Below are 19,072 nucleotides of genomic sequence, written 5' to 3'. Positions count from 1 at the left end.
TGCCGCTGCGCTGGCGGCTGAAGATCGCGCAGAAGATGCGCGCAGAAAGCGAAGCCGGCCGCGCCATGTCCGCCAACGTAGCGGGTGAGCCGCGCGCGGCGGCAATGATGGGCGACGTCGCGCCCGAGGCGGTGGACGCGCTGTTCAAGTCCGCCGGCACGCCCACGCTCATCCACGGTCACACGCACCGTCCGCAACTACACCACGAGCCACGCGGCGAGCGCTGGGTCCTCTCCGACTGGGATTTCGATCACACGCAGCCGCGCGGCAGCTTCCTCAAGCTGCAGGACGGCGCGCTGACGGTCGAGCCGGTGACGGCCTAGACTGCCGCCACCGCCCCGCCCTTACTTCAGCATCCGCTTGAGCTCGCTCGCATCGAACGGATCGTTCGGCGAGTTCTCCAGATGTGCGCCCAGGCGATCGAGCGCCGTGAGGATTGCCTCGATGCGGTCCTGCTGGAGCGCGCTATGGTCGATCAGCCGCTTCAGTGCCAGCGACACCGGGTCGTCCGCGTCCGGCGTGATGCCGTAGGCCGAGAACTCCTGCTTGAGTGCCGGCTGGGCTTCGACCGGCACATCGCGCTCGACGATACGCGCCGGAATGCCGACCGCCGTCGCGCCCGGCGGCACCGGTTTGAGCACCACCGCGTTGGAACCCACGCGCGCGTTGTCGCCGATGACGAAGCCACCGAGCACCTTGGCGCCCGCGCTCACCACCACACCCTTGCCAAGCGTCGGATGCCGCTTGGTGCCCTTGTAGAGCGACGTACCGCCCAGCGTCACGCCCTGGTAGATCGTGCAATCGTCACCGATCTCGGCGGTCTCGCCGATCACCACGCCCATGCCGTGATCGATGAACACGCGCCGACCCACCGTCGCGCCCGGGTGGATCTCGATGCCGGTGAGGAAGCGCCCGAGATGCGAGAACCAGCGCCCGAGCAGCTTGAAGCCGCCGTGCCAACACGCATGCGCGACCCGATGGACGATGATGGCGTGCAGACCCGGATAGCAGGTCAGCACTTCCCAGCGGCTGCGCGCGGCTGGGTCTCGCTCCATGATGGCGCGGATATCTTCGCGAATGCGTGTGAACATCTTGATGTGTGTGGATCGTTATGAAACTGCTGCGCATCGATGTGCGCTGAGGGCAGTGTAAGGCATTCCCTTGACCTTCTACGGCAAGGGTTTTAGCCCGACAAGCGTTGGGATGCCGCCTCACAGGCGGCTTTCGAGAGGGTCAGCGACAGTCGTCGGCTGCGCCGGTGGGCGGCGTGGCGTGGGGTTCCGCCTCGGCGCGGCGGCCAAGCATGCGCTTGGCGATCCCGCGCAGGATGTTGACCTCCTCGGTCTCCAATCGCGTGCGGGCGAACAGACGCCGCAGGCGCGACATCAGCTTCTTCGGCTGGGCCGGGTCGAGAAAGCCGATCTCCATGAGACCCCGCTCCAGGTGCTCGAACATGCCGTCGATCTGCTCGGCAGTCGCCGGCTCGCCGACAAAGCCGACGCCATCCATGCGCGTATCGCTGGTGCCGGTATCGGCCAGCAGCGCCATGCGCACTTCATACGCGATCAACTGCACCGCCTGTGACAGGTTGAGCGAGGCATAGGCCGGGTTGGCGGGAATGTGCGTGACGACGTGGCAGCGCTCCACCACCTCGTTGGGCAGGCCGAAGCGCTCATTGCCGAAGACGAAAGCGACGGTGGTGTCAGGCGTGGCCAGCACGGCAGCCACCTCATCCGCCGCCGCGCGCGGGCCGATGCGGCGCGGGCCGAACTCGCGCGGGCGCGCTGTCAGCGCGATGGTGAGCGAGGCCCCGGCCAGCGCCTCGCCAATGTCGCCGACCACGCGGGCGCCAGCGAGCACGTCGTCGGCGCCGCTTGCCATGGCAATGGCGTCGGCGTGCGTTTGCGCGTCCGCCTCGCGCGGACGCACGAGCACGAAGCTGCCGCCCTCGCCAAACCCCATGGTCTTGAGCGCGCGTGCCGTGGAGCCGACATTGCCCGGATGGCTGGTCTCGACCAGCACAAAACGGCAGCGCGCGGCGCGTTGTCGCAAGGCGTCAGGGTCAGTGGGCCCGGCAGTTTCCGAGGCGCTGGAGGCGGGGTTCATATACAATACGGCCACTCATTTTGACGGCGGGAACCAGCCCGCCGTTCGTTCTTCCACAATTCGCTGTGTTGTTTCGCCTGACGCGTGATCCGTGCCGGGCGCGGAGATCCGTCATGCATCCGATGCTCAATATCGCCGTCAAGGCCGCCCGCAAGGCCGGGACTGTCATCAATCGCGCCACGCTTCAGGGCGACTCCCGTCAGATCGAGCGCAAACAACACAACGATTTCGTCACCGAAGTCGATCGCGCGGCCGAAGCCACGATCATCGACATCATCAAGACGGCCTATCCGGATCACGCGATTCTAGCGGAAGAGTCCGGCCAATCCTGGGCCGACGGCGAAACCGCCAGCGAAAACGTCTGGGTCATCGACCCGCTGGACGGCACCACCAACTTCATCCACGGCTTCCCGCAGTATGCGGTGTCGATCGCGCTGATGCAGCGCAACGTCGTCACGCAGGCCGTGGTGTACGACCCGACCCGCGACGAACTCTTCACCGCGTCCAAGGGCGCAGGCGCCTTCCTGAACAACCGCCGCATCCGCGTCACGCGCCGCGACAAGCTGGCCGACTGCCTGATCGGCACCGGCTTCCCCTACCGCGACATGGAAGGCCTGTACGACTACACCCGGCTGTTCGCCACCATGACCGAGAACTGCGCCGGCCTGCGCCGCCCGGGTGCCGCCGCGCTGGACCTGGCCTATGTGGCCTGCGGCCGCCTTGACGGCTTCTTCGAGCAGGGCCTGAACGCGTGGGACATGGCTGCGGGCTCGCTGCTGATCTCCGAAGCGGGCGGCCTGGTGGGCAACTACTGCGGCGAAGCCGGTTACCTGGACCAGGGTGAAGTCCTGGCCGGCAACCCGAAGGCGTTCGTGCAGATGATCAAGCTGACGTCGCCGTTTTCGCGGTCGAAGGCTGAGGCCTGATTGGCGTGTCTTCGGAACGAAAAGCCTGCTTCATTGCGGGCTTTTTTTTTGCCCCGAAATGAGACTGCGCGAAGGCGTAACCATGGCGTCTTTCTGCGCCGCCCGACTAGACCTGGAGTCTTCAGCAGGAACGTCGTCGCCAGTATGGTGCTCATCGCCGAAACACCGCCCGCCCGGCCGGCGCTAAATGGTCGCGTAACCGAACGACCCTACCCTATCCAGATCCATGAACGAGTCCATCTCTAACAAGATTCATTGGATGCGCGCAATCGGATGCGTCGGGGTCATCTCGCTGCATTCGGCCATCATCGACAACCTGGTCAACCCGAGCTGGTGGTCTTCAAACATCTTTGGCGGCATTGCACGGTTTGCCGTACCGATGTTCTTCATGATTTCTGGCTGTCTTCTGATCAACGAGCGCTACCGATTCGACGGCTTTGTGAAGCGCAGACTGCTGCGCATCGTACCGGCCATCATTTTTTGGGATGCGGTCTACTACGCGTGGCTGACCCATGGCTCGGGGTCCATCCCTGATTTCTTCGTCGCGTCAGTGGAAGGACCGATCTATTACCCATTGTGGTATTTGTACGCGCTTGTCGGCACTTACCTGGCACTCATCGTCATCATCCCTTTCTACAACCACTCCAGCGAGAAAGAGAAAACGTTCTTCGTCGCCTTGTGGGCAATCTGCTATGGGGCGCTCCCGGTTGCCACGGACCTCTACAAACTGCCCTCTACCTTGGTGGGCACCTACTCGCTTGGCATGTTTGCCGAACCGATCGGCTGGCTGGTCCTTGGCGCCATGCTCCGTGACGCAGCAGCCAACGGCAAACATCAGCCGAACGCGCGCATCGCCTTCCTGGCGTCGCTGTGGTGTCTGGCTGTGATTCTTGTGCTGACAAAGCTGTACACGTTTCGCACGGCCGACTCGCTTCCGCCGCGCTTCGTCGCTGAAGCCTTCCGAACGCCCCAGTCGATTTTCACGATCGCCTACTCAGTCTGCGTTTTTCTGTTCTTCCTTGGCATTCAAACGCAAAAACATCCGCGCATCGAAAAGCTGGTCGAGGTCATCTCGGAATGCTCGCTTGGGATCTACTGCTTGCACGTGCTGGTGATGACCGAAGTCCTCAGCAGATTGAAGCACCACATCGCCTCTTCCTGGATCGTGATCCCCACGGTGACCGGCGTGACCTTCCTGATATGCCTGGCCGCGTCATATGGCGCCAGAAAGGTCAAGTTGGCGCGTTACGTGTTCTAGACCCTGAGCATCCCGCAGGCGCCCATGGTCGATATCGGTGTGATTCCGTGAGAGCGCCAGTCACACCGGCTTGGCAGTGTCCCGATCCGCACTCACCACCACCAGCGCCTGCGCCGGCTCCGCCCCCACCGACCGGGTCCGATGCGGAATGCGCGCATCGAACACCACCGAATCCCCCACCGCCAGCCGCACAGTCTGGCCCGCAAAGGCGACCTCGATCTCGCCGCAATGCACGAACAGCAGCTCCTCGCCGTCGTGCTCCTTGAACGGTGAGGTGCTGAAATCCGCCGGCGGGTAGATCATGAACGGCAGCAGCGCCTTGCCGCTGCGCTGGGTGGCGATGCCCTCATAGCGCGGTTGCGTGCCGGGCGCGCCGGCGGCGGTGCGCTCCCCCGCGCGCACAACGGTGATACCCCCCGCACCCGCCGGCTCGCTGAACAGGTCTTCAGTGGACACGCCGAGCGCCTGCGCCAGCTTCATCGCCACCGCAATCGACGGCACCGACAGACCGCGCTCGACCTTGGACAGGTAGCTCTTGGTCAGGCCAGTGCGCTCAGCCAGCACCTCCAGTGTCCAGCCGTGGTTCCTGCGCAGCGGTTTGAGGCGAACGGTCATGGAAACGAAGGTGTCATGGTTATCGCCACGATTGTCACATAAGACACTTCGTGTCATACAATGCAACTCCCGTTTCCCGACCTGCCGCCATGAAAACCGCTCTCGTCCTGCGTCATGTCCCGTTTGAACATCTTGGCGTGCTGGAGCCGTTGCTACATGGGCGTGGCTACACCGTCCGCTATCTCAATGTGGGTGTCCAACCGCTGCCGACTGACGCGCTGAATGTCGCCGATCTGGTGGTCGTGCTCGGCGGCCCGATCGGCGCGTTCGATGACGCGCTCTACCCCTTCCTGCGCGTGGAGGCCGACGCCATTGCGCTGCGGCTGGCGGCGCGCAAGCCGCTGCTCGGCATCTGCCTGGGGGCGCAGCTGATGGCCCGTGCACTGGGGGCATCGGTCAAGCCGATGGGCGTGAAGGAGATCGGCTTTGCGCCCGTGACGTTGACGCCCGAGGGCGCGACCTCGCCGCTGGCGCCGCTGGCTGACGGCACGCCGGTGCTGCACTGGCACGGTGACCGGTATGAACTTCCGCCGGGAGCCCATCGGCTGGCCTCCACGGCGATCTGCGCGGAGCAGGCGTTCGCCCTGGGCGACTACGCGCTCGGCCTGCAATTCCACCTGGAAGCGGACCTGCGTGAAATCGAAGCGTGGCTGATCGGGCATGCCGCGGAGTTGGGGGCGGCCGGCATCGACCCGCGCACGCTGCGCGCTGCCGCTCCTGCCCTTGCGGCACCGCTGGCGCAGCGTGCCCACGATGTCTTCACGGCCTGGCTGGACCGCGCCGAAGCCCACGCCGCCGGGATGCCCGCATGACCCTGCCGCGCCCGATCCGCGTTGATGCTGTCCTCACCGGCCGTGCGGCTGACTACTTCCGCCCCGGCTCGCGCAGCGCCATCGACAAGCGGCCGGTGGCCGACGTCGTCCATGTCGGCATCAACGGCATCGTGGGCGATGAACAGGGCGACCTGCGCGTACACGGCGGCCCCGACAAGGCGATCCACCACTACCCGTTCGACCATTACGCCGCATGGTGCGCGGACCTCGGCGAGCACCCGCTGCTCGTGCAGCCCGGCGCATTCGGCGAGAACCTGAGCACGACGGGTGTGACGGAAGCCGACATCTGCGTAGGCGACCGCCTGCGCGTGGGCAACGTGGTGTTGGAAGTCTCGCAACTGCGCCAACCGTGCTGGAAGCTCAACGACCGCTTCAACACGCGCGACATGGCCCGCCGCGTGCAGCACACCGGCCGCACCGGCTGGTACTACCGCGTGCTCGAAGGCGGCACGCTGCGCGCGGGCGACACGCTGGAATGGCTCGAGCGCCCCTGCCCGCAATGGCCGCTGGTGCGCGTGCTTGACGTGCTCTATCGCAACATGCTGAACGGCGACGCGCTGGCGGAGATGCTGGCACTGCCGCTCACGCCGTCATGGCGCAAGCTGGTGGAAGGCCGCCTGGCCCGAGGTGAGGTGGAAAGCTGGGACAAGCGGATCGAAGGCCCGGCGCGCGACACAACCGCCGGCACGCCGGACGCTTGATCAGAAGGTTTCCCAATCGGCATCCGAGCCGGCGCCCGCACCGGCTGCCGCCAGCGGCTGGGCCTTGGCCGGCGCGGCCGAAGCTGTGATCTTGGGCTCGCGCTTACGCACCACCACCGGACGCGACGGCTTGGCAGCCACTTTCGCCGCCGGTTTCGCGACCACCACAGGCGCGGCCTTCACCACCTTGGGCGCAACGGCAACGGCAGCGGCGTCGGCCACATCCAGGCGGAACTGCGACACCACCTGCGTCAGGTTTTGCGCCTGCTCCTCCAGCGACTGCGCGGCGGCCGCAGCCTGCTCCACCAGCGCGGCGTTCTGCTGCGTCACCTGCTCCATCTCCGACACCGCCTGGCCGATCTGCAGGATGCCCTGCGTCTGCTCCGCCGAAGCGGAGGCGATATCCTCGACGATGTGGGCGACGCGGCGCACCGCCTCCACCGTCTCGTTCATGGTGGAGCCCGCCTGCGCGACCAGCGTGTTGCCCGACTGCACGCGTGCCACCGAATCGTCGATCAGCGCCTTGATCTCCTTGGCGGCGGCCGCGCTGCGCTGGGCCAGCGCCCGCACCTCGCCCGCCACCACGGCAAAGCCGCGGCCCTGCTCGCCGGCGCGGGCGGCTTCCACCGCTGCGTTCAGCGCCAGGATGTTGGTCTGGAACGCAATACCGTCGATCACGCCGATGATGTCGGCCATCTTGCGCGAGCCTTCGCTGATCTCGTCCATGGTCGAGACCACGCCGCGCACGACCTCGCCGCCGCGCGTGGCGAGGTCCGCCGCGCTGCTGGCCAGCGCGCTGGCCTGGCGGGCGTTCTCGGAGTTGTTGGTGACGGTGGACGTCATCTGCTCCATGCTCGCCGCGGTCTTCTCCAACGACGCCGATTGCTGCTCGGTGCGCGAGGACAGATCGAGGTTGCCGCTGGCGATCTCGTGCGCGCCGGTGTTGACGGAATCCGAACTGCTGCGGACCTGGCGCACGGTCTGCACCAGGCTCTCACGCATGCGCGCCACCGCCGACAGCAGTCGGCCCAGTTCATTGCGCCCGCCCGTCGTCACCTGCACCGCCAGGTCGCCCTCGGCCACGCGCATCAGCACGCCCACGGCTTCGTTGAGCGGCGTGATCACGAACGCCTTGAGCCCAAAGAACACCGCGGCGATCAACGCCAGTGCCAATACATTGCCCAGCACCACGAACTTGACGATCGCGCCATAACGCGTGCGGCTGGCATCGTCCTCTTCCTGCGCCAGACGCTTGACGAGCTGCTGGAAGCGCTCGATTTCCGTCGACCAGGCCGCGCCCGTTGCCGTCACGTCCTTGTAGTTGATGGCGGTATAGCCGGCTACGTCGCCCGCATGCAAGGCGGCCATGGCGCGCTGCACCGCGTCGATGTGCGTCTGCGCGGCCTGTACGATCGATTGCCGCAGCGACTCGTCGACGCCCTCAATGGGCGGTGCGCTCTTGAACGCGTCCACTTGCGCGATCGATTTCTGCAAGCCCTTTGCTGAGCTTTCAAGGGCGCTGGCCTTGGAGCCCTCGTCCAGGTTTTCGCGCAGCGCGCCATAGACGCGCGCCATCCCGGTACGGCAGCGCTGCATGTCCTTGTAGGCATCGTTGAGCAGCATGCTGCGGTCCGAGATGATATGCACGCGCCCGGTCGATTCATTGTTGGTGCGCAGCGAGAGTACGCCAACCGCCGCCCCCACCACGATCATCAACGCAAATGTGACGAGAATCGCCAGCAGGCCGGTGCGCACGCTGGTGTTTTTCATGATGCGGTCCACAGTCATCTCCGGAAAGCGGTGGATGCCAGCCCGCGCCGGACTGCGCGGGCCAGGTTCATGCGAGGCGCGTTACCACGCTGGTTGATCAGAAGGTTTCCCAGTCGCCGTTGGACTCGGCGCCAGCGGCGACCAGCGGTTGTGGTTTGGCCGGGCTGCTGGATGCGGCTGCAGCAGCTGGCACCGCCTTGACCGCCGGCTTGCTCAGCACCGGACGCTTGCGCGGTTGCAGCTTCGGCTTGGCGGCTTCGGGGCTGGGCTTGGCCGGGGCGCGGCGTGCAGGCGCCGGATCGACGGCCTTGGGTGCGGGGGCCAGGGGGGCAACTGGCGCGGCGCTCGCCGCCACCATGACGGGCTCAGCCCGGGCGAGCGCGCGCTGCGCCGCCGGCATGCTGCCATCCAGGCGGAACTGCGCCACGACCTGCGTCAAACTCACGGCCTGCTCTTCCAGCGATTGCGCGGCGGCAGCGGCCTGCTCCACCAGCGCGGCGTTCTGTTGCGTGGCGTCGTCCAACTGCGTGACGGCGCGGCTCACCTCTTCAATGCCCGAGCGCTGCTCCTGGCTGGCCGCCGTGATCTCGCCGACGATGTCGGTCACGCGTTTCACGCTGGCGACGATCTCGCGCATGGTGGTGCCGGCCTCTTCCACCAGTGCGCTGCCGGTATCCACGTTGACTACGGAATCGTCGATCAGCGCCTTGATCTCCTTGGCCGCCGCCGCGCTGCGCTGCGCGAGGCTGCGCACTTCGCCCGCCACGACCGCGAAGCCACGGCCCTGCTCGCCCGCGCGCGCGGCTTCCACCGCGGCGTTCAGCGCCAGGATGTTGGTCTGGAACGCAATGCCGTCGATCACGCCGATGATGTCGACGATCTTGCGTGACGACGCATTGATCGAGCCCATTGTGTCGACCACGCGCGACACCACATCGCCGCCACGCACCGCCACGTCGGAGGCGGACGCGGCCAGCTGGTTGGCCTGGTGGGCGTTGTCAGCGTTTTGCGTGACGGTCGACATCAGCTCTTCCATGGCCGACGCGGTCTCTTCCAGCGAGCTGGCCTGCTGCTCGGTGCGCGAGGACAGATCGAGGTTGCCGCTGGCGATCTCACGCGTGGCGGTACCGATGGTTTCCGACGCACCCTTGATGCGGCCGATGGTCTGCACCAGCGCACCGCGCATGCGGCCCATCGCGTAGAGCAGGCTGTCGCGATCCTCCGGCTTGGTGGAGATCTCGATGGTCAGGTCGCCACCGGCGATGCGGTTGGCGACGTCCGCCGCATAGGCCGGGTCGCCGCCCAGCGTGCGCAGCAAGCCCCGGTTGGCGAAGGTTCCCAGCACCACCAGCAGCGCGCCCACCGCCAGCAGCAGACCGCCGGTCTGGTACAGCGAAGTCATGAACGCCGCGTTGATGTCATCCATGTAGGCGCCGGTCGAGAACACCCAGTCCCACGGCTCATAGCGCAGGGCGTAGGCCATCTTGGGCACCTGTTCGGTGCCGCCGACGTGCGGCCACACATAGTTGGTGAAGCCGCCCTTCGGGTCGCGGGCCGCGTTGGTCAGGCCAACGTACACGGCGTTGCCCTGCGCATCCTTGAAGCCGGACTGGTCCTTGCCGATGAACTCCGATTTGATCGGGTGCAACACCACCACATTGCTGGAGTTGGTGATGGTGAAGTAGCCATCCTTGTCGTAGCGCAGCGCGCGGAAGCGGTCTACCGCCTGCTTCTGCGCCTCTTCCTTGGTCAGGGCGCCGCTCTTGGCCAGGTCATCGTATTGCTTGGCCAGGTTGACGGCCATGGTGCTCACGCTGACGAGGTTGTTCTTGCGCTCCTCGATGCGGATTTCACGCGCCTGGTAGGCGTTGAACACCGAGATCAGGGTCAGTGCGACCAGGCTGATGATCAGCGGCAGCCAAAGCTTTTGACGGAAGCTGAGCTTGCTCATTCCAGAGTCTCCGGACGGGAAGCCACTCGCGCGATTTGCGCAAAGCGCCTCCCCCATGGTTTTAGGGTTCCGGATGGTCTATCGGCAACATGTTCACCAATCTTGAGTCGTCGGCCTCCGCCAGCCCATCAATCCCACGCGGGGGCGATGCCGGCCGGGTTGGCGAGGCGCTCGCCACGGTCCAGCGTGGTGATGCGAGCCATGTCGTCGTCGGTCAGGTGCAGGGTGCGGGCAGCCAGGTTGCTCTCCAGGTTGGCCCGGCGCGTGGACGACGGGATGACCGAATAGCCCTGTTGCAGCGCCCACGCCAGCGCCACCTGGGCCGGCGTCGCCCCATGCGCCTGGGCAATGTCGGCAATGACGGGATCGGCCAGCACCTTGCCCACACCCAGCGTCATGTACGACGTGACGTGCACGCCCTCGCTTTGCGCAAATGCCGCCACCTTGCGGTTCTGCAGATACGGATGCAGCTCGATCTGGTTGGTGGCAAGGTTCTGCGCGCCGACGATCCCGATGGCTTCCTCAAGCAGCGGCACGGTGAAGTTCGACACGCCCAGCGCGCACGTCAGCCCCTGCTGCCTGGCCTCGGCCAACGCGCCGAGGGTTTCCGCCATCGGCACCTCACCCTTGGGCGACGGCCAGTGGATCAGCGTGAGGTCCACCTGCTCGGTGCGCAGTTTGGCGAGGCTGTCCTTCAGGCTCGGGATGAGCTTGTCGGCGGCAAAGTTGCTGACCCAGATCTTGGTGGTGAGGAAGAGGTCCTTGCGCGCCACGCCGGACTCGGCGATGGCCTGGCCGACTTCAGCCTCGTTCTCATAGATTTGCGCCGTGTCGATGGCGCGATAGCCGAGTTCCAGCGCGTTGCGGACCGAGTCGATCACGGTCTGGCCCTTGAGGCGGAAGGTCCCCAGGCCGAAGGCGGGCATCTTGAATGCGTCGTTCATTGCGTTTCCTTGTCGAGTTGAGCTTGGGTTGAATCAGTGACCGGCCGGCATCGGGCCATCGAAGCGCGGGCCGATGCCGCTGCGGCGGTCCAGCACGCCGCTCCACGAGGTCAGCCCCAGCGACACCAGCACCACCAGCGCGCCGATCCAGGGCGTATGCATCAGGCCCAGATGCGTGACGATCAGCCCACCGGCCCACGCCGCGCCGGCAATGCCCAGGTTGAACGCCGCAATGTTCAGGCCCGAGGCCACGTCCACGGCCTGCGGCGTGAAGCGCTCGGCCTGCTTGACCACGTACACCTGCAGCCCCGGCACGTTGCCGAACGCCACCGCGCCCCACAGCAGCACCGTCGCCACGGCCGTCCACGGGTGATGCGCCGTGAATGTGAACACCAACAGCACCACCGCCAGCAGCGCGAAGATGATCTGCAGCGCCGCGATCGGCCCCTTGCGATCGGCCAGACGGCCACCCCACAGGTTCCCGACCGCCACCGACACGCCATAGACCAGCATCACCCAGCCCACCGCCCCGGCGCTGAAACCGGCCACGTCCTGCAGGATCGGCGCGAGGAAGGTGAACGGGATGAACGAGCCGCCATAGCCGATGGCCGTCTTGGCGTAGACCATCAGCAGGCGCGGCTGGGCCAGCACCCTGGCCTGCTGCGCAAGCGATGCGGGCGGCGTGTGCGCGAGGTTGCGCGGCACGAACAGCGCACTGCCGATGAAGGCAATCACGCCCAAGGCCGACACCGCCAGGAAGGTCTCGCGCCAGCCGAAATGCTGGCCGATGAAGGTGCCCAGCGGCACACCCGTCACCAGCGCCACGGTCAGGCCCGTGAACATGATGGCGATGGCGCTGGCTGCCTTTTCCTTGGGCACCAGGCTGGTGGCGATGGTCGAGCCGATCGAGAAGAACACGCCGTGCGCCAGCCCCGTCAGCACGCGCGCCAGCACGAGGGACTCATACGTCGGCGCACGCCACGCCAGCAGGTTGCCCAGCGTGAACAGCGCCATCAGCGAGAGCAACAGCGTCTTGCGCGGCAGCCGCCCGGTCAGCGCCGTCAACACCGGCGCGCCGACGGCCACGCCCAGCGCATACAGGCTGACCAGCAGCCCGGCGGAGGGCAGCGTGATGCCCAGGTCGGCCGCCACCGTGGGGATCAAGCCAACGATGACGAACTCGGTCGTCCCGATGGCAAAGGCGCTCAGCGTGAGCGCAAATAGAGCGATAGGCATGGTGCCCTCCGTTGTGCAATGGACGGAGTGTCGGGGCGCCCGCCTTTGCAAAAAACCCCGTGTTGTGCAGAATACTTTTGACTGGGAATTGATAATCGCCGATGAAAACGACGCTCGAAGAATTGCTCGCCTTCCGCACCGTGGTCGACACGGGCTCGGTTACGGCCGCCGCCGAGCAGCTCGGCCAGACCGTTTCGGGCGTGAGTCGCGCGCTGCGCCGGCTGGAGGAGAAGCTGGAAACCACGCTGCTCTCACGCACCACGCGCCGCCTGGCGCTCACCGACGAGGGCGCCGTGTTCCTCGCCCAGGCGCGCAGCATCCTCTCCGCCGTGGACGAGGCCGAGGAGCAGATCGCCCTGCGCCGCCAACAGCCCGCTGGGCGCCTGCGCGTGAACGCCGCGATGCCGTTCATGCTGCACGTGATCGCGCCGCTGGTGCCCGACTTCCGCACGCAGTATCCGCAGATCGAGCTGGAGCTGAACACCAACGACCTGATCATCGACCTGCTGGAAGAGGACACCGATGTCGCCATCCGCATCGGCACGCTGCGCGATTCGACGCTGCGGGCGCGGCTGCTCGGCACGCGACGGCTGCGGGTGCTGGCCAGCCCCGCCTATCTAAGGGCACAAGGGCGGCTGCGCTCGGTCGACGATCTGCAGCACCACGCCCTGCTCGGCTTCGTGCAACCCGAATCGCTGAACCACTGGCCCCTGCGCGGCCCACACGGCGACCACCTGCGCATCGCGCCGGCCCTCAAGGCCTCAAGCGGCGAAACCCTGCGCCAACTCGCCCTGCAAGGCGCCGGCATCGTCTGCCTGGCCGATTTCATGACCGCCGAGGACCGCCGCCGCGGCGATCTCGTGCAGGTGCTGCCCGACGCCACGGTCGAAGTCCTGCAGCCGATCCACGCGGTGTATTACCGCAACACGCAGCTGGCCTCGCGCATCGCGTGCTTCCTCGATTTCCTGGAGGCGCGCCTCGCGCAGACGATGTGATGTGAAACCGCATCGCGGCTGTGCAACAATTGCGCGATTGAACACCTTCCGCGCGCGACCGATCGATCGCGCGCCGCGCATTTGACACCGCATGGCTGAACACTCCGCTCCGGCTCTGGAGATCGACCCGAAATACGGCCCCTTCGACAAGCACACGCCGATGATGCAGCAGTACCTGCGTCTGAAAGCGGGCCATCCGCACACGCTGGTCTTCTACCGCATGGGCGATTTCTACGAGCTCTTCTTCGAGGACGCCGAGAAGGCCTCGCGCCTGCTCGACATCACGCTCACCGCGCGCGGCAGCTCCAACGGACATCCGATCCGCATGGCGGGCATACCGTTCCACGCCGCCGAGCAATACCTCGCCAAGCTGGTCAAGCTGGGCGAGTCGGTGGCCATCTGCGAGCAGATCGGTGATCCGGCCACCACCAAGGGCCCGGTCGAGCGCAAGGTCGTGCGCGTGGTCACGCCCGGCACGCTGACGGATGCGGCGCTCCTCTCCGACAAGGTCAACAACCACCTGCTGGCGATCGCGCACCTGCCGGGAAAACGCGGCGCCGCGCCGCTGATCGGCCTGGCGTGGCTCAACCTCGTCGGCGGCGAACTGCGTGTGATGGAATGCAGCCCCGACCAGCTCGACCGCGAGCTGGAGCGCATCCGCCCCGCCGAAGTGCTGGCCGATGACGCGACGCTCAACGCCATCACCCTTGACGTCGCGCGCACGCGCCTGCCCGACTGGCATTTCGACGTGGAAGCCGGTGCACGCCGCCTGCGCGAACAGCTCGGCGTCGCGAGCCTGGTGGCGTTCGGTGCTGAAACGCTGACTGCCGCCCTGGCCGCCGCCGGCGCGTTGCTGAACTACGCCGCCGCCACGCAAAGCCAATCGCTGCGCCACGTGATCGACCTGACGGTCGAGCATGAGAGCGAATTCATCGGCCTGGACACCGCCACGCGCCGCAACCTGGAACTGACCGAGACGCTGCGCGGACAGGAATCGCCGACGCTGTTCTCGCTGCTGGACACGTGTGCGACCAGCATGGGCAGCCGCCTGCTGCGCCACTGGCTGCACCACCCGCTGCGTGATCGCGCGGTGCCGCAGGCACGCCAGCAGGCCATCGAGGTGCTGCTCGGCAGCGACTGGCAGACGCTGCGTGCCACGCTGCGCACGCTGTCGGATGTGGAGCGCATCACCGGGCGGCTGGCGCTGCTGTCTGCCCGTCCGCGTGATCTTTCTTCGCTGCGCGACACGCTCGCACGCCTGCCCGAGATCCGCGAAGAACTGCCCAAAGATGACAATGCGAGCGACGCCGCCCCGCTGCTGGCCGAGCTGTACGCCGCGCTCACGCTGCCCGCAGACGCCCACGCCCTGCTCCAGCGCGCGGTGACGGCCGAGCCGGCCGCCATGGTGCGCGACGGCGGCGTCATCGCCCGCGGCTACGATGCCGACCTGGACGAGCTGCGCGACATCTCCGAGAACTGCGGCCAGTTCCTCGTCGACCTCGAAGCGCGCGAGCGCGAGCGCACCGGCATCGCCAACCTGCGCGTCGAATACAACCGCGTGCACGGCTTCTACATCGAGGTTACCAACGGCCAGGCCGCCAAGGTGCCTGACGATTACCGTCGCCGCCAGACGCTCAAGAATGCCGAGCGCTACATCACGCCGGAGTTGAAGGCCTTCGAAGACAAGGCGCTGTCGGCGCAGGACCGCGCCCTGTCGCGTGAAAAACTGCTCTACGAAGAACTGCTGCAAAAGCTGCTGCCGCACCTGGCCGAGTTCAAGCGCATCGCCGCCGCGCTGGCGCAGGCCGACGTGCTGGCAACGCTGACCGAGCGTGCGCACGCGCTCTCATGGTCGCGCCCGACCCTCACCGACGCACCCGGCATCGAACTGACGCGTGCCCGCCACCCGGTGGTCGAACAGCAGGTCGAACAGTTCGTCGCCAACGACTGCGTATTGCAGGACGCGCGCAAGCTGCTGCTGATTACCGGCCCGAACATGGGCGGTAAATCGACCTTCATGCGCCAGACCGCGCTGGTCGTGCTGCTCGCCTACGTGGGTGCGTTCGTGCCGGCCGAGGCCGCCACCATTGGCCCGATCGACCGCATCTTCACGCGCATCGGCGCAGCGGATGACCTCGCGGGTGGGCGCTCGACCTTCATGGTGGAGATGACTGAAGCGGCCGCCATCCTGCACCGCGCCACGCCCAACAGCCTGGTGCTGATGGATGAGATCGGGCGTGGCACCAGCACGTTCGACGGCCTCGCGCTGGCGTGGGCGATCGCGCGCCACCTGCTCTCGCACAACCGCAGCCACACGCTGTTCGCCACGCACTACTTCGAACTGACGCAACTGCCGCAGGAGTTCGCGCAGGCAGCCAACGTACACCTCTCGGCGGTTGAGCACGGCGACGGCATCGTCTTCCTGCACGCCGTGCAGGAAGGCCCGGCCAGCCAGAGCTACGGCCTGCAGGTCGCGCAACTGGCGGGCGTGCCACAGCCGGTCATCCGCGCGGCGCGCAAGCGGCTGGCCTGGCTGGAACAGCATTCCGCCGACACCGGCGCCACGCCGCAGCTCGACCTGTTCGCGCTGGCCGCTGACGCACCGGTCGACGAAGAAGACGACGCACCGGCCGAGGCGCCCGACAGCGCGCTGGCCGATGCGCTGGCCGGCATCGACCCCGACGACATGACGCCGCGTGAAGCGCTCGACGCGCTGTACCGGCTCAAGGCGCTGTCGAACGCCTCCGTGTGATGGCACGCGCTGGCACCGCCTCCCGCACACTGCAAGGTATCGTCGCTACGCTTGCGATGCTGGCGGCGATGGCCGCGCCGGCTGCCACCAAGGCCCGCAGCGCACCGGCGCCACACACAAGCGCCAGCGCCGGCTTCACCTTCGCCGTGATCGGCAGCCTGCCGGAGCGGCCGGAAGACGTGGCATCTGCCCACGCCCTGCTCGACGCCATCGACGCCGAGCACCCGGCCTTTGTCGTCCACCTCGGCAACCTCAAGGGCCGCGACGAATCGTGCGCGGACACACTGCTGGAAGCGCGTCACGACCTGCTCGACAGCGTGACCGCGCCGCTGGTCTACATCCCCGGCGATCACGACTGGAGCGACTGCGCGCGCGCCGCCGCCGGCCGTTTCGACCCGATCGAACGCCTGCTGCGCCTGCGCGAGCTGTTCTACCCCGACGACAACACGCTCGGCCAGCGCGCCATGACGGTGATGCGCCAGTCCGACCAGGCCAAGTTCCGCAGCTACCGCGAGAATGCCCGCTGGGAAATGGACGGCGTACTGTTCGTCACCCTCAACGTGCCCGGCGACAACAACAATTACAAGACCGCCGGCGGGCGCAACGGCGAGTACGAAGACCGCCTCGAAGCCAACCGCCAATGGCTCACGCGTGCCTTCGCCATCGCGCGCCAGCGCAAGCTGCCGGGCATGGTGATCATGATGCAGGCCGATCCGCTGTTCGAAGACGGCTGGGAACGCCGCCGCGCGCCCACCTTGCTCGACGGCCTGCTGCGCCGCCGCCAGCACGACGGCTATCTCACACTCAAGCGCCAGCTGCGGGCACTGACACGCGACTACGATGGCGCCGTGCTGCTGATCCACGGCGCCAGCCAGAGCTTCCTGCTCGACCGCCCGCTCAAGGACGAAGACGGCCGCCCCGACCCGCACGTCATGCGCGCCCGCACCTACGGCGCGCCGACGCTCGACCAATGGCTGGAGGTGTCGGTCACACCGGGCAGCACGCCGCTCTTCCACGTGCGCGGCCGACGCATGGTGAACGAACCGCCACCCGCCTCCGCGCCGGCCACCACGCCGGCCTCAACACCCGCGCCGACGCAATGAAAAACGGGAGCCGAAGCTCCCGTTTGTCTTGTGCCGTTGCGGCCGATCAATGCAGCGTACGCGGCGGTTCCTCGTCGTCGTCTTCGTCGACCACTTCGAGGCCGTTCTCGCCGTGCACGTGGCCGTGCTCGATTTCCTCGGCGGTGGCTTCGCGCACATCCGTCACCTTCAACTCGAAGCGCAGCGCCATGCCGGCCAGCGGATGATTGCCGTCCAGCACGACCTTGTCTTCCGCCACGTCGGTGACCGTGTAGACGATGGCGTCTTCCTCGTCGCCGTCTTCCGGCACGCCCTCGAACTGCATGCCGACTTCGAGCGGCTCCGGAAAGCGGTCACGCGGCTCGATCTTGATCAGCTCCTGATCGTAGTCGCCGAAGGCATCGTCCGGCTCCAGCTGCAGCTTCGTCTCGAAGCCTTGCTCATGGCCGTCCAGTGCTTCCTCGATCTTGGGGAACGTGCCATCATAGCCGCCGTGCAAATACACCATCGGCTCATCGGACTCCTCGATGACATTGCCCTGCGCGTCGGACAGTTTGTAAGCCACCGACACCACCGTATTCTTCGCGATTTTCAATTGCGCACTCCATGAACGAAATTCCATTATACGCCGCCACCCACGGCGTCCAACCCGGCCTTGCAGCGGGTCGCCCTGCGCAGTTGCTCGGCGGCCTGTCCCCGCGCGATTTCATGCGCACGCACTGGCAGAAGAAGCCGCTCCTGATCCGGCAAGCATTATCGCCGGAAGAGATGCGCGCGCTGCACTTTCCCCTCTCGGCCGAACAGTTGATCAGCCTGGCCAAACGCGAAGACGTTGAGTCGCGCCTGATTGCGCAGACACGCGGGCGCTGGTCGTTCAACCACGGCCCGTTCAACGAACGCCCGTTGCCCGCGCGCAAGACGCGCAACTGGACGCTGCTGGTGCAAGGCGCGAACCTGGTCGAGCCTGCCGTCGAAGCGCTGATGCAGCGCTTCCGCTTCATCCCCGACGCGCGCCTGGACGACGTGATGATCAGCTTCGCCACCGATGGCGGCGGCGTCGGCCCACACTTCGATTCGTACGACGTGTTCCTGCTGCAGGCGCATGGCAAGCGGCGCTGGCGAATCTCCGCGCAGGACGACCTGACGCTGGTGCCCGACCTGCCGCTGAAGATCCTCGCCAACTTCACGCCCGAAGAGGAGTTCGTGCTCGAGCCCGGCGACATGCTCTATCTGCCGCCGCACTACGCGCACGACGGCGTGGCCGAGGGCGACTGCATGACCTACTCGATCGGCTTCCGCTCGCCGTCATACCGCGAGCTGGCCGGCCACTTCCTCGGCTTCCTGTCGCAGACGCTGGAAGACGATCCTGACTTCGAAGGCCGCTACGCCGACCCCGAGCAGAAGCCTACCGAGCGCCCCGGCGAACTGCCCGCCGCCATGGTCAAGGCGCTCGCGCAGAAGCTGAACGCGCTGCGCTGGACGCCGGAACTCGTCGGCGAATTCCTCGGCGCGTACCTCACCGAGCCGAAGGACCACATCGATTTCATCACGCAGCCGCGCCTGCCGCTGGCACGTTTCGCCGCCCGCGCACGCAAGGAAGGCATCGTGCTCGATGCGCGCACCCAGGCGTTGTATGACGGGCAGCGTTTCTGGATCAACGGCGATACGTTCGAGCCCCCGGGTACGCTGCTTGCGTGGCTGTCGGCCTTGTCCGATCAGCGCAACGCTAGCGCCGCGGCCGTCGAAGCCGTGGCCGACCTGCCAGACCTGATGGACACACTGCATGCGTGGTATGAAGAGGGCTGGCTAAGACTTGCTGGGCCCGGTTCGCGCTGAAACAGATCGTTACAAAAGCACATGAATCGCGCCTGCCGTAGGCCTGAGTCCGCTACACAGGGTGTGT

General features: G+C 66.6%; 16 protein-coding genes and 1 pseudogene. 9 read left to right on the top strand and 8 right to left on the bottom strand.

The features are described 5' to 3' along the window. Nucleotides 1–323: pseudogene (locus QZ609_RS05180) on the top strand (UDP-2,3-diacylglucosamine diphosphatase); the annotation flags it as partial. A 21-nt stretch (nucleotides 324–344) separates the two neighbouring features. Here the strand turns inward: QZ609_RS05180 and cysE are convergent. Both cysE and QZ609_RS05170 read right to left on the bottom strand, forming a co-directional pair. Next, complete coding sequence (gene cysE / locus QZ609_RS05175) at nucleotides 345–1,091, bottom strand: serine O-acetyltransferase (protein WP_295491929.1); 747 nt, start codon at nucleotides 1,089–1,091, stop codon at nucleotides 345–347. Between the two features lie 142 nt (nucleotides 1,092–1,233). Then, on the bottom strand, nucleotides 1,234–2,106 hold the full coding sequence (locus tag QZ609_RS05170; RefSeq protein WP_295491927.1) for an RNA methyltransferase: 873 nt from the start codon (nucleotides 2,104–2,106) through the stop codon (nucleotides 1,234–1,236). A gap of 113 nt (nucleotides 2,107–2,219) precedes the next feature. On the opposite strand from QZ609_RS05170, the gene QZ609_RS05165 reads away from it, so the two are divergent. Together QZ609_RS05165 and QZ609_RS05160 are read left to right on the top strand one after the other, a co-directional pair. Next, nucleotides 2,220–3,032 carry an inositol monophosphatase family protein gene (locus tag QZ609_RS05165; protein ID WP_295491925.1) on the top strand — a complete coding sequence of 271 codons (813 nt, stop codon included), beginning with the start codon at nucleotides 2,220–2,222 and terminating at the stop codon, nucleotides 3,030–3,032. A 226-nt stretch (nucleotides 3,033–3,258) separates the two neighbouring features. After that, on the top strand, nucleotides 3,259–4,290 hold the full coding sequence (locus QZ609_RS05160; RefSeq protein ID WP_295491923.1) for an acyltransferase family protein: 1,032 nt from the start codon (nucleotides 3,259–3,261) through the stop codon (nucleotides 4,288–4,290). 60 nt (nucleotides 4,291–4,350) lie between these two features. On the opposite strand, the gene QZ609_RS05155 is transcribed toward QZ609_RS05160, so the two are convergent. Continuing rightward, nucleotides 4,351–4,905 (bottom strand): XRE family transcriptional regulator, encoded by a 555-nt coding sequence (locus QZ609_RS05155; protein ID WP_295491921.1) that lies wholly within the window; start codon nucleotides 4,903–4,905, stop codon nucleotides 4,351–4,353. An 89-nt stretch (nucleotides 4,906–4,994) separates the two neighbouring features. Here QZ609_RS05155 and QZ609_RS05150 point away from each other — a divergent pair, with 89 nt between their 5' ends. Both QZ609_RS05150 and QZ609_RS05145 read left to right on the top strand, forming a co-directional pair. Beyond that, complete coding sequence (locus QZ609_RS05150; RefSeq protein WP_295491919.1) at nucleotides 4,995–5,717, top strand: glutamine amidotransferase; 723 nt, start codon at nucleotides 4,995–4,997, stop codon at nucleotides 5,715–5,717. Continuing rightward, the gene (locus QZ609_RS05145; RefSeq protein ID WP_295491917.1) at nucleotides 5,714–6,439 is read left to right on the top strand and encodes an MOSC domain-containing protein; all 726 of its coding nucleotides are present in this window, start codon (nucleotides 5,714–5,716) and stop codon (nucleotides 6,437–6,439) included. The genes QZ609_RS05150 and QZ609_RS05145 overlap by 4 nt, the downstream gene beginning before the upstream one ends. Here the strand turns inward: QZ609_RS05145 and QZ609_RS05140 are convergent, their stop codons facing one another. From QZ609_RS05140 to QZ609_RS05125, 4 genes are all read right to left on the bottom strand, one after another. Continuing rightward, complete coding sequence (locus QZ609_RS05140; protein WP_295491915.1) at nucleotides 6,440–8,221, bottom strand: methyl-accepting chemotaxis protein; 1,782 nt, start codon at nucleotides 8,219–8,221, stop codon at nucleotides 6,440–6,442. An 85-nt stretch (nucleotides 8,222–8,306) separates the two neighbouring features. Further along, nucleotides 8,307–10,160 (bottom strand): methyl-accepting chemotaxis protein, encoded by a 1,854-nt coding sequence (locus QZ609_RS05135; RefSeq protein ID WP_295491913.1) that lies wholly within the window; start codon nucleotides 10,158–10,160, stop codon nucleotides 8,307–8,309. A gap of 128 nt (nucleotides 10,161–10,288) precedes the next feature. Then, entirely contained in the window at nucleotides 10,289–11,104 is an 816-nt protein-coding gene (gene dkgB / locus QZ609_RS05130) for a 2,5-didehydrogluconate reductase DkgB (protein WP_295491911.1), read from the bottom strand. A 33-nt stretch (nucleotides 11,105–11,137) separates the two neighbouring features. Further along, complete coding sequence (locus QZ609_RS05125; protein ID WP_295491909.1) at nucleotides 11,138–12,340, bottom strand: MFS transporter; 1,203 nt, start codon at nucleotides 12,338–12,340, stop codon at nucleotides 11,138–11,140. Between the two features lie 101 nt (nucleotides 12,341–12,441). Here QZ609_RS05125 and QZ609_RS05120 point away from each other — a divergent pair, with 101 nt between their 5' ends. The 3 genes from QZ609_RS05120 (at nucleotide 12,442) to QZ609_RS05110 (ending at nucleotide 17,190) form a co-directional block, all read left to right on the top strand. Next, a complete protein-coding gene (locus tag QZ609_RS05120) occupies nucleotides 12,442–13,335 on the top strand; it encodes a LysR family transcriptional regulator (protein WP_295491907.1) in 894 nt (297 codons plus the stop codon). A gap of 91 nt (nucleotides 13,336–13,426) precedes the next feature. Then, complete coding sequence (gene mutS, locus QZ609_RS05115) at nucleotides 13,427–16,087, top strand: DNA mismatch repair protein MutS (protein WP_295491906.1); 2,661 nt, start codon at nucleotides 13,427–13,429, stop codon at nucleotides 16,085–16,087. Beyond that, a complete protein-coding gene (locus QZ609_RS05110; protein ID WP_295491904.1) occupies nucleotides 16,087–17,190 on the top strand; it encodes a hypothetical protein in 1,104 nt (367 codons plus the stop codon). Before mutS ends, QZ609_RS05110 begins: the two co-directional genes overlap by 1 nt. 46 nt (nucleotides 17,191–17,236) lie before the next feature. Here the strand turns inward: QZ609_RS05110 and QZ609_RS05105 are convergent, their stop codons facing one another. Beyond that, nucleotides 17,237–17,764: a peptidylprolyl isomerase gene (locus tag QZ609_RS05105; RefSeq protein ID WP_295491902.1), complete on the bottom strand. Its 528-nt coding sequence runs from the start codon at nucleotides 17,762–17,764 to the stop codon at nucleotides 17,237–17,239. An 11-nt stretch (nucleotides 17,765–17,775) separates the two neighbouring features. On the opposite strand from QZ609_RS05105, the gene QZ609_RS05100 reads away from it, so the two are divergent. Next, a complete protein-coding gene (locus QZ609_RS05100; protein ID WP_295491900.1) occupies nucleotides 17,776–19,005 on the top strand; it encodes a cupin domain-containing protein in 1,230 nt (409 codons plus the stop codon). Nucleotides 19,006–19,072: the final 67 nt, after the last annotated feature.

The sequence above is a fragment of the uncultured Ralstonia sp. genome (genome assembly GCA_913056305.1).
Taxonomy (GTDB): Bacteria; Pseudomonadota; Gammaproteobacteria; order Burkholderiales; family Burkholderiaceae; genus Ralstonia.
Note: the sequence above shows the minus strand (reverse complement) of the source record. Positions and strands in the feature narration are given on the sequence as shown.

What these genes read in the sequence shown, in the direction of transcription:
- cysE (WP_295491929.1), bottom strand. Translation starts at nt 1,091, where the DNA reads ATGTTCACACGCATTCGCGAAGATATCCGCGCCATCATGGAGCGAGAC.
- QZ609_RS05170 (WP_295491927.1), bottom strand. Translation starts at nt 2,106, where the DNA reads ATGAACCCCGCCTCCAGCGCCTCGGAAACTGCCGGGCCCACTGACCCT.
- QZ609_RS05165 (WP_295491925.1), top strand. Translation starts at nt 2,220, where the DNA reads ATGCATCCGATGCTCAATATCGCCGTCAAGGCCGCCCGCAAGGCCGGG.
- QZ609_RS05160 (WP_295491923.1), top strand. Translation starts at nt 3,259, where the DNA reads ATGAACGAGTCCATCTCTAACAAGATTCATTGGATGCGCGCAATCGGA.
- QZ609_RS05155 (WP_295491921.1), bottom strand. Translation starts at nt 4,905, where the DNA reads ATGACCGTTCGCCTCAAACCGCTGCGCAGGAACCACGGCTGGACACTG.
- QZ609_RS05150 (WP_295491919.1), top strand. Translation starts at nt 4,995, where the DNA reads ATGAAAACCGCTCTCGTCCTGCGTCATGTCCCGTTTGAACATCTTGGC.
- QZ609_RS05145 (WP_295491917.1), top strand. Translation starts at nt 5,714, where the DNA reads ATGACCCTGCCGCGCCCGATCCGCGTTGATGCTGTCCTCACCGGCCGT.
- QZ609_RS05135 (WP_295491913.1), bottom strand. Translation starts at nt 10,160, where the DNA reads ATGAGCAAGCTCAGCTTCCGTCAAAAGCTTTGGCTGCCGCTGATCATC.
- dkgB (WP_295491911.1), bottom strand. Translation starts at nt 11,104, where the DNA reads ATGAACGACGCATTCAAGATGCCCGCCTTCGGCCTGGGGACCTTCCGC.
- QZ609_RS05125 (WP_295491909.1), bottom strand. Translation starts at nt 12,340, where the DNA reads ATGCCTATCGCTCTATTTGCGCTCACGCTGAGCGCCTTTGCCATCGGG.
- QZ609_RS05120 (WP_295491907.1), top strand. Translation starts at nt 12,442, where the DNA reads ATGAAAACGACGCTCGAAGAATTGCTCGCCTTCCGCACCGTGGTCGAC.
- mutS (WP_295491906.1), top strand. Translation starts at nt 13,427, where the DNA reads ATGGCTGAACACTCCGCTCCGGCTCTGGAGATCGACCCGAAATACGGC.
- QZ609_RS05110 (WP_295491904.1), top strand. Translation starts at nt 16,087, where the DNA reads ATGGCACGCGCTGGCACCGCCTCCCGCACACTGCAAGGTATCGTCGCT.
- QZ609_RS05100 (WP_295491900.1), top strand. Translation starts at nt 17,776, where the DNA reads ATGAACGAAATTCCATTATACGCCGCCACCCACGGCGTCCAACCCGGC.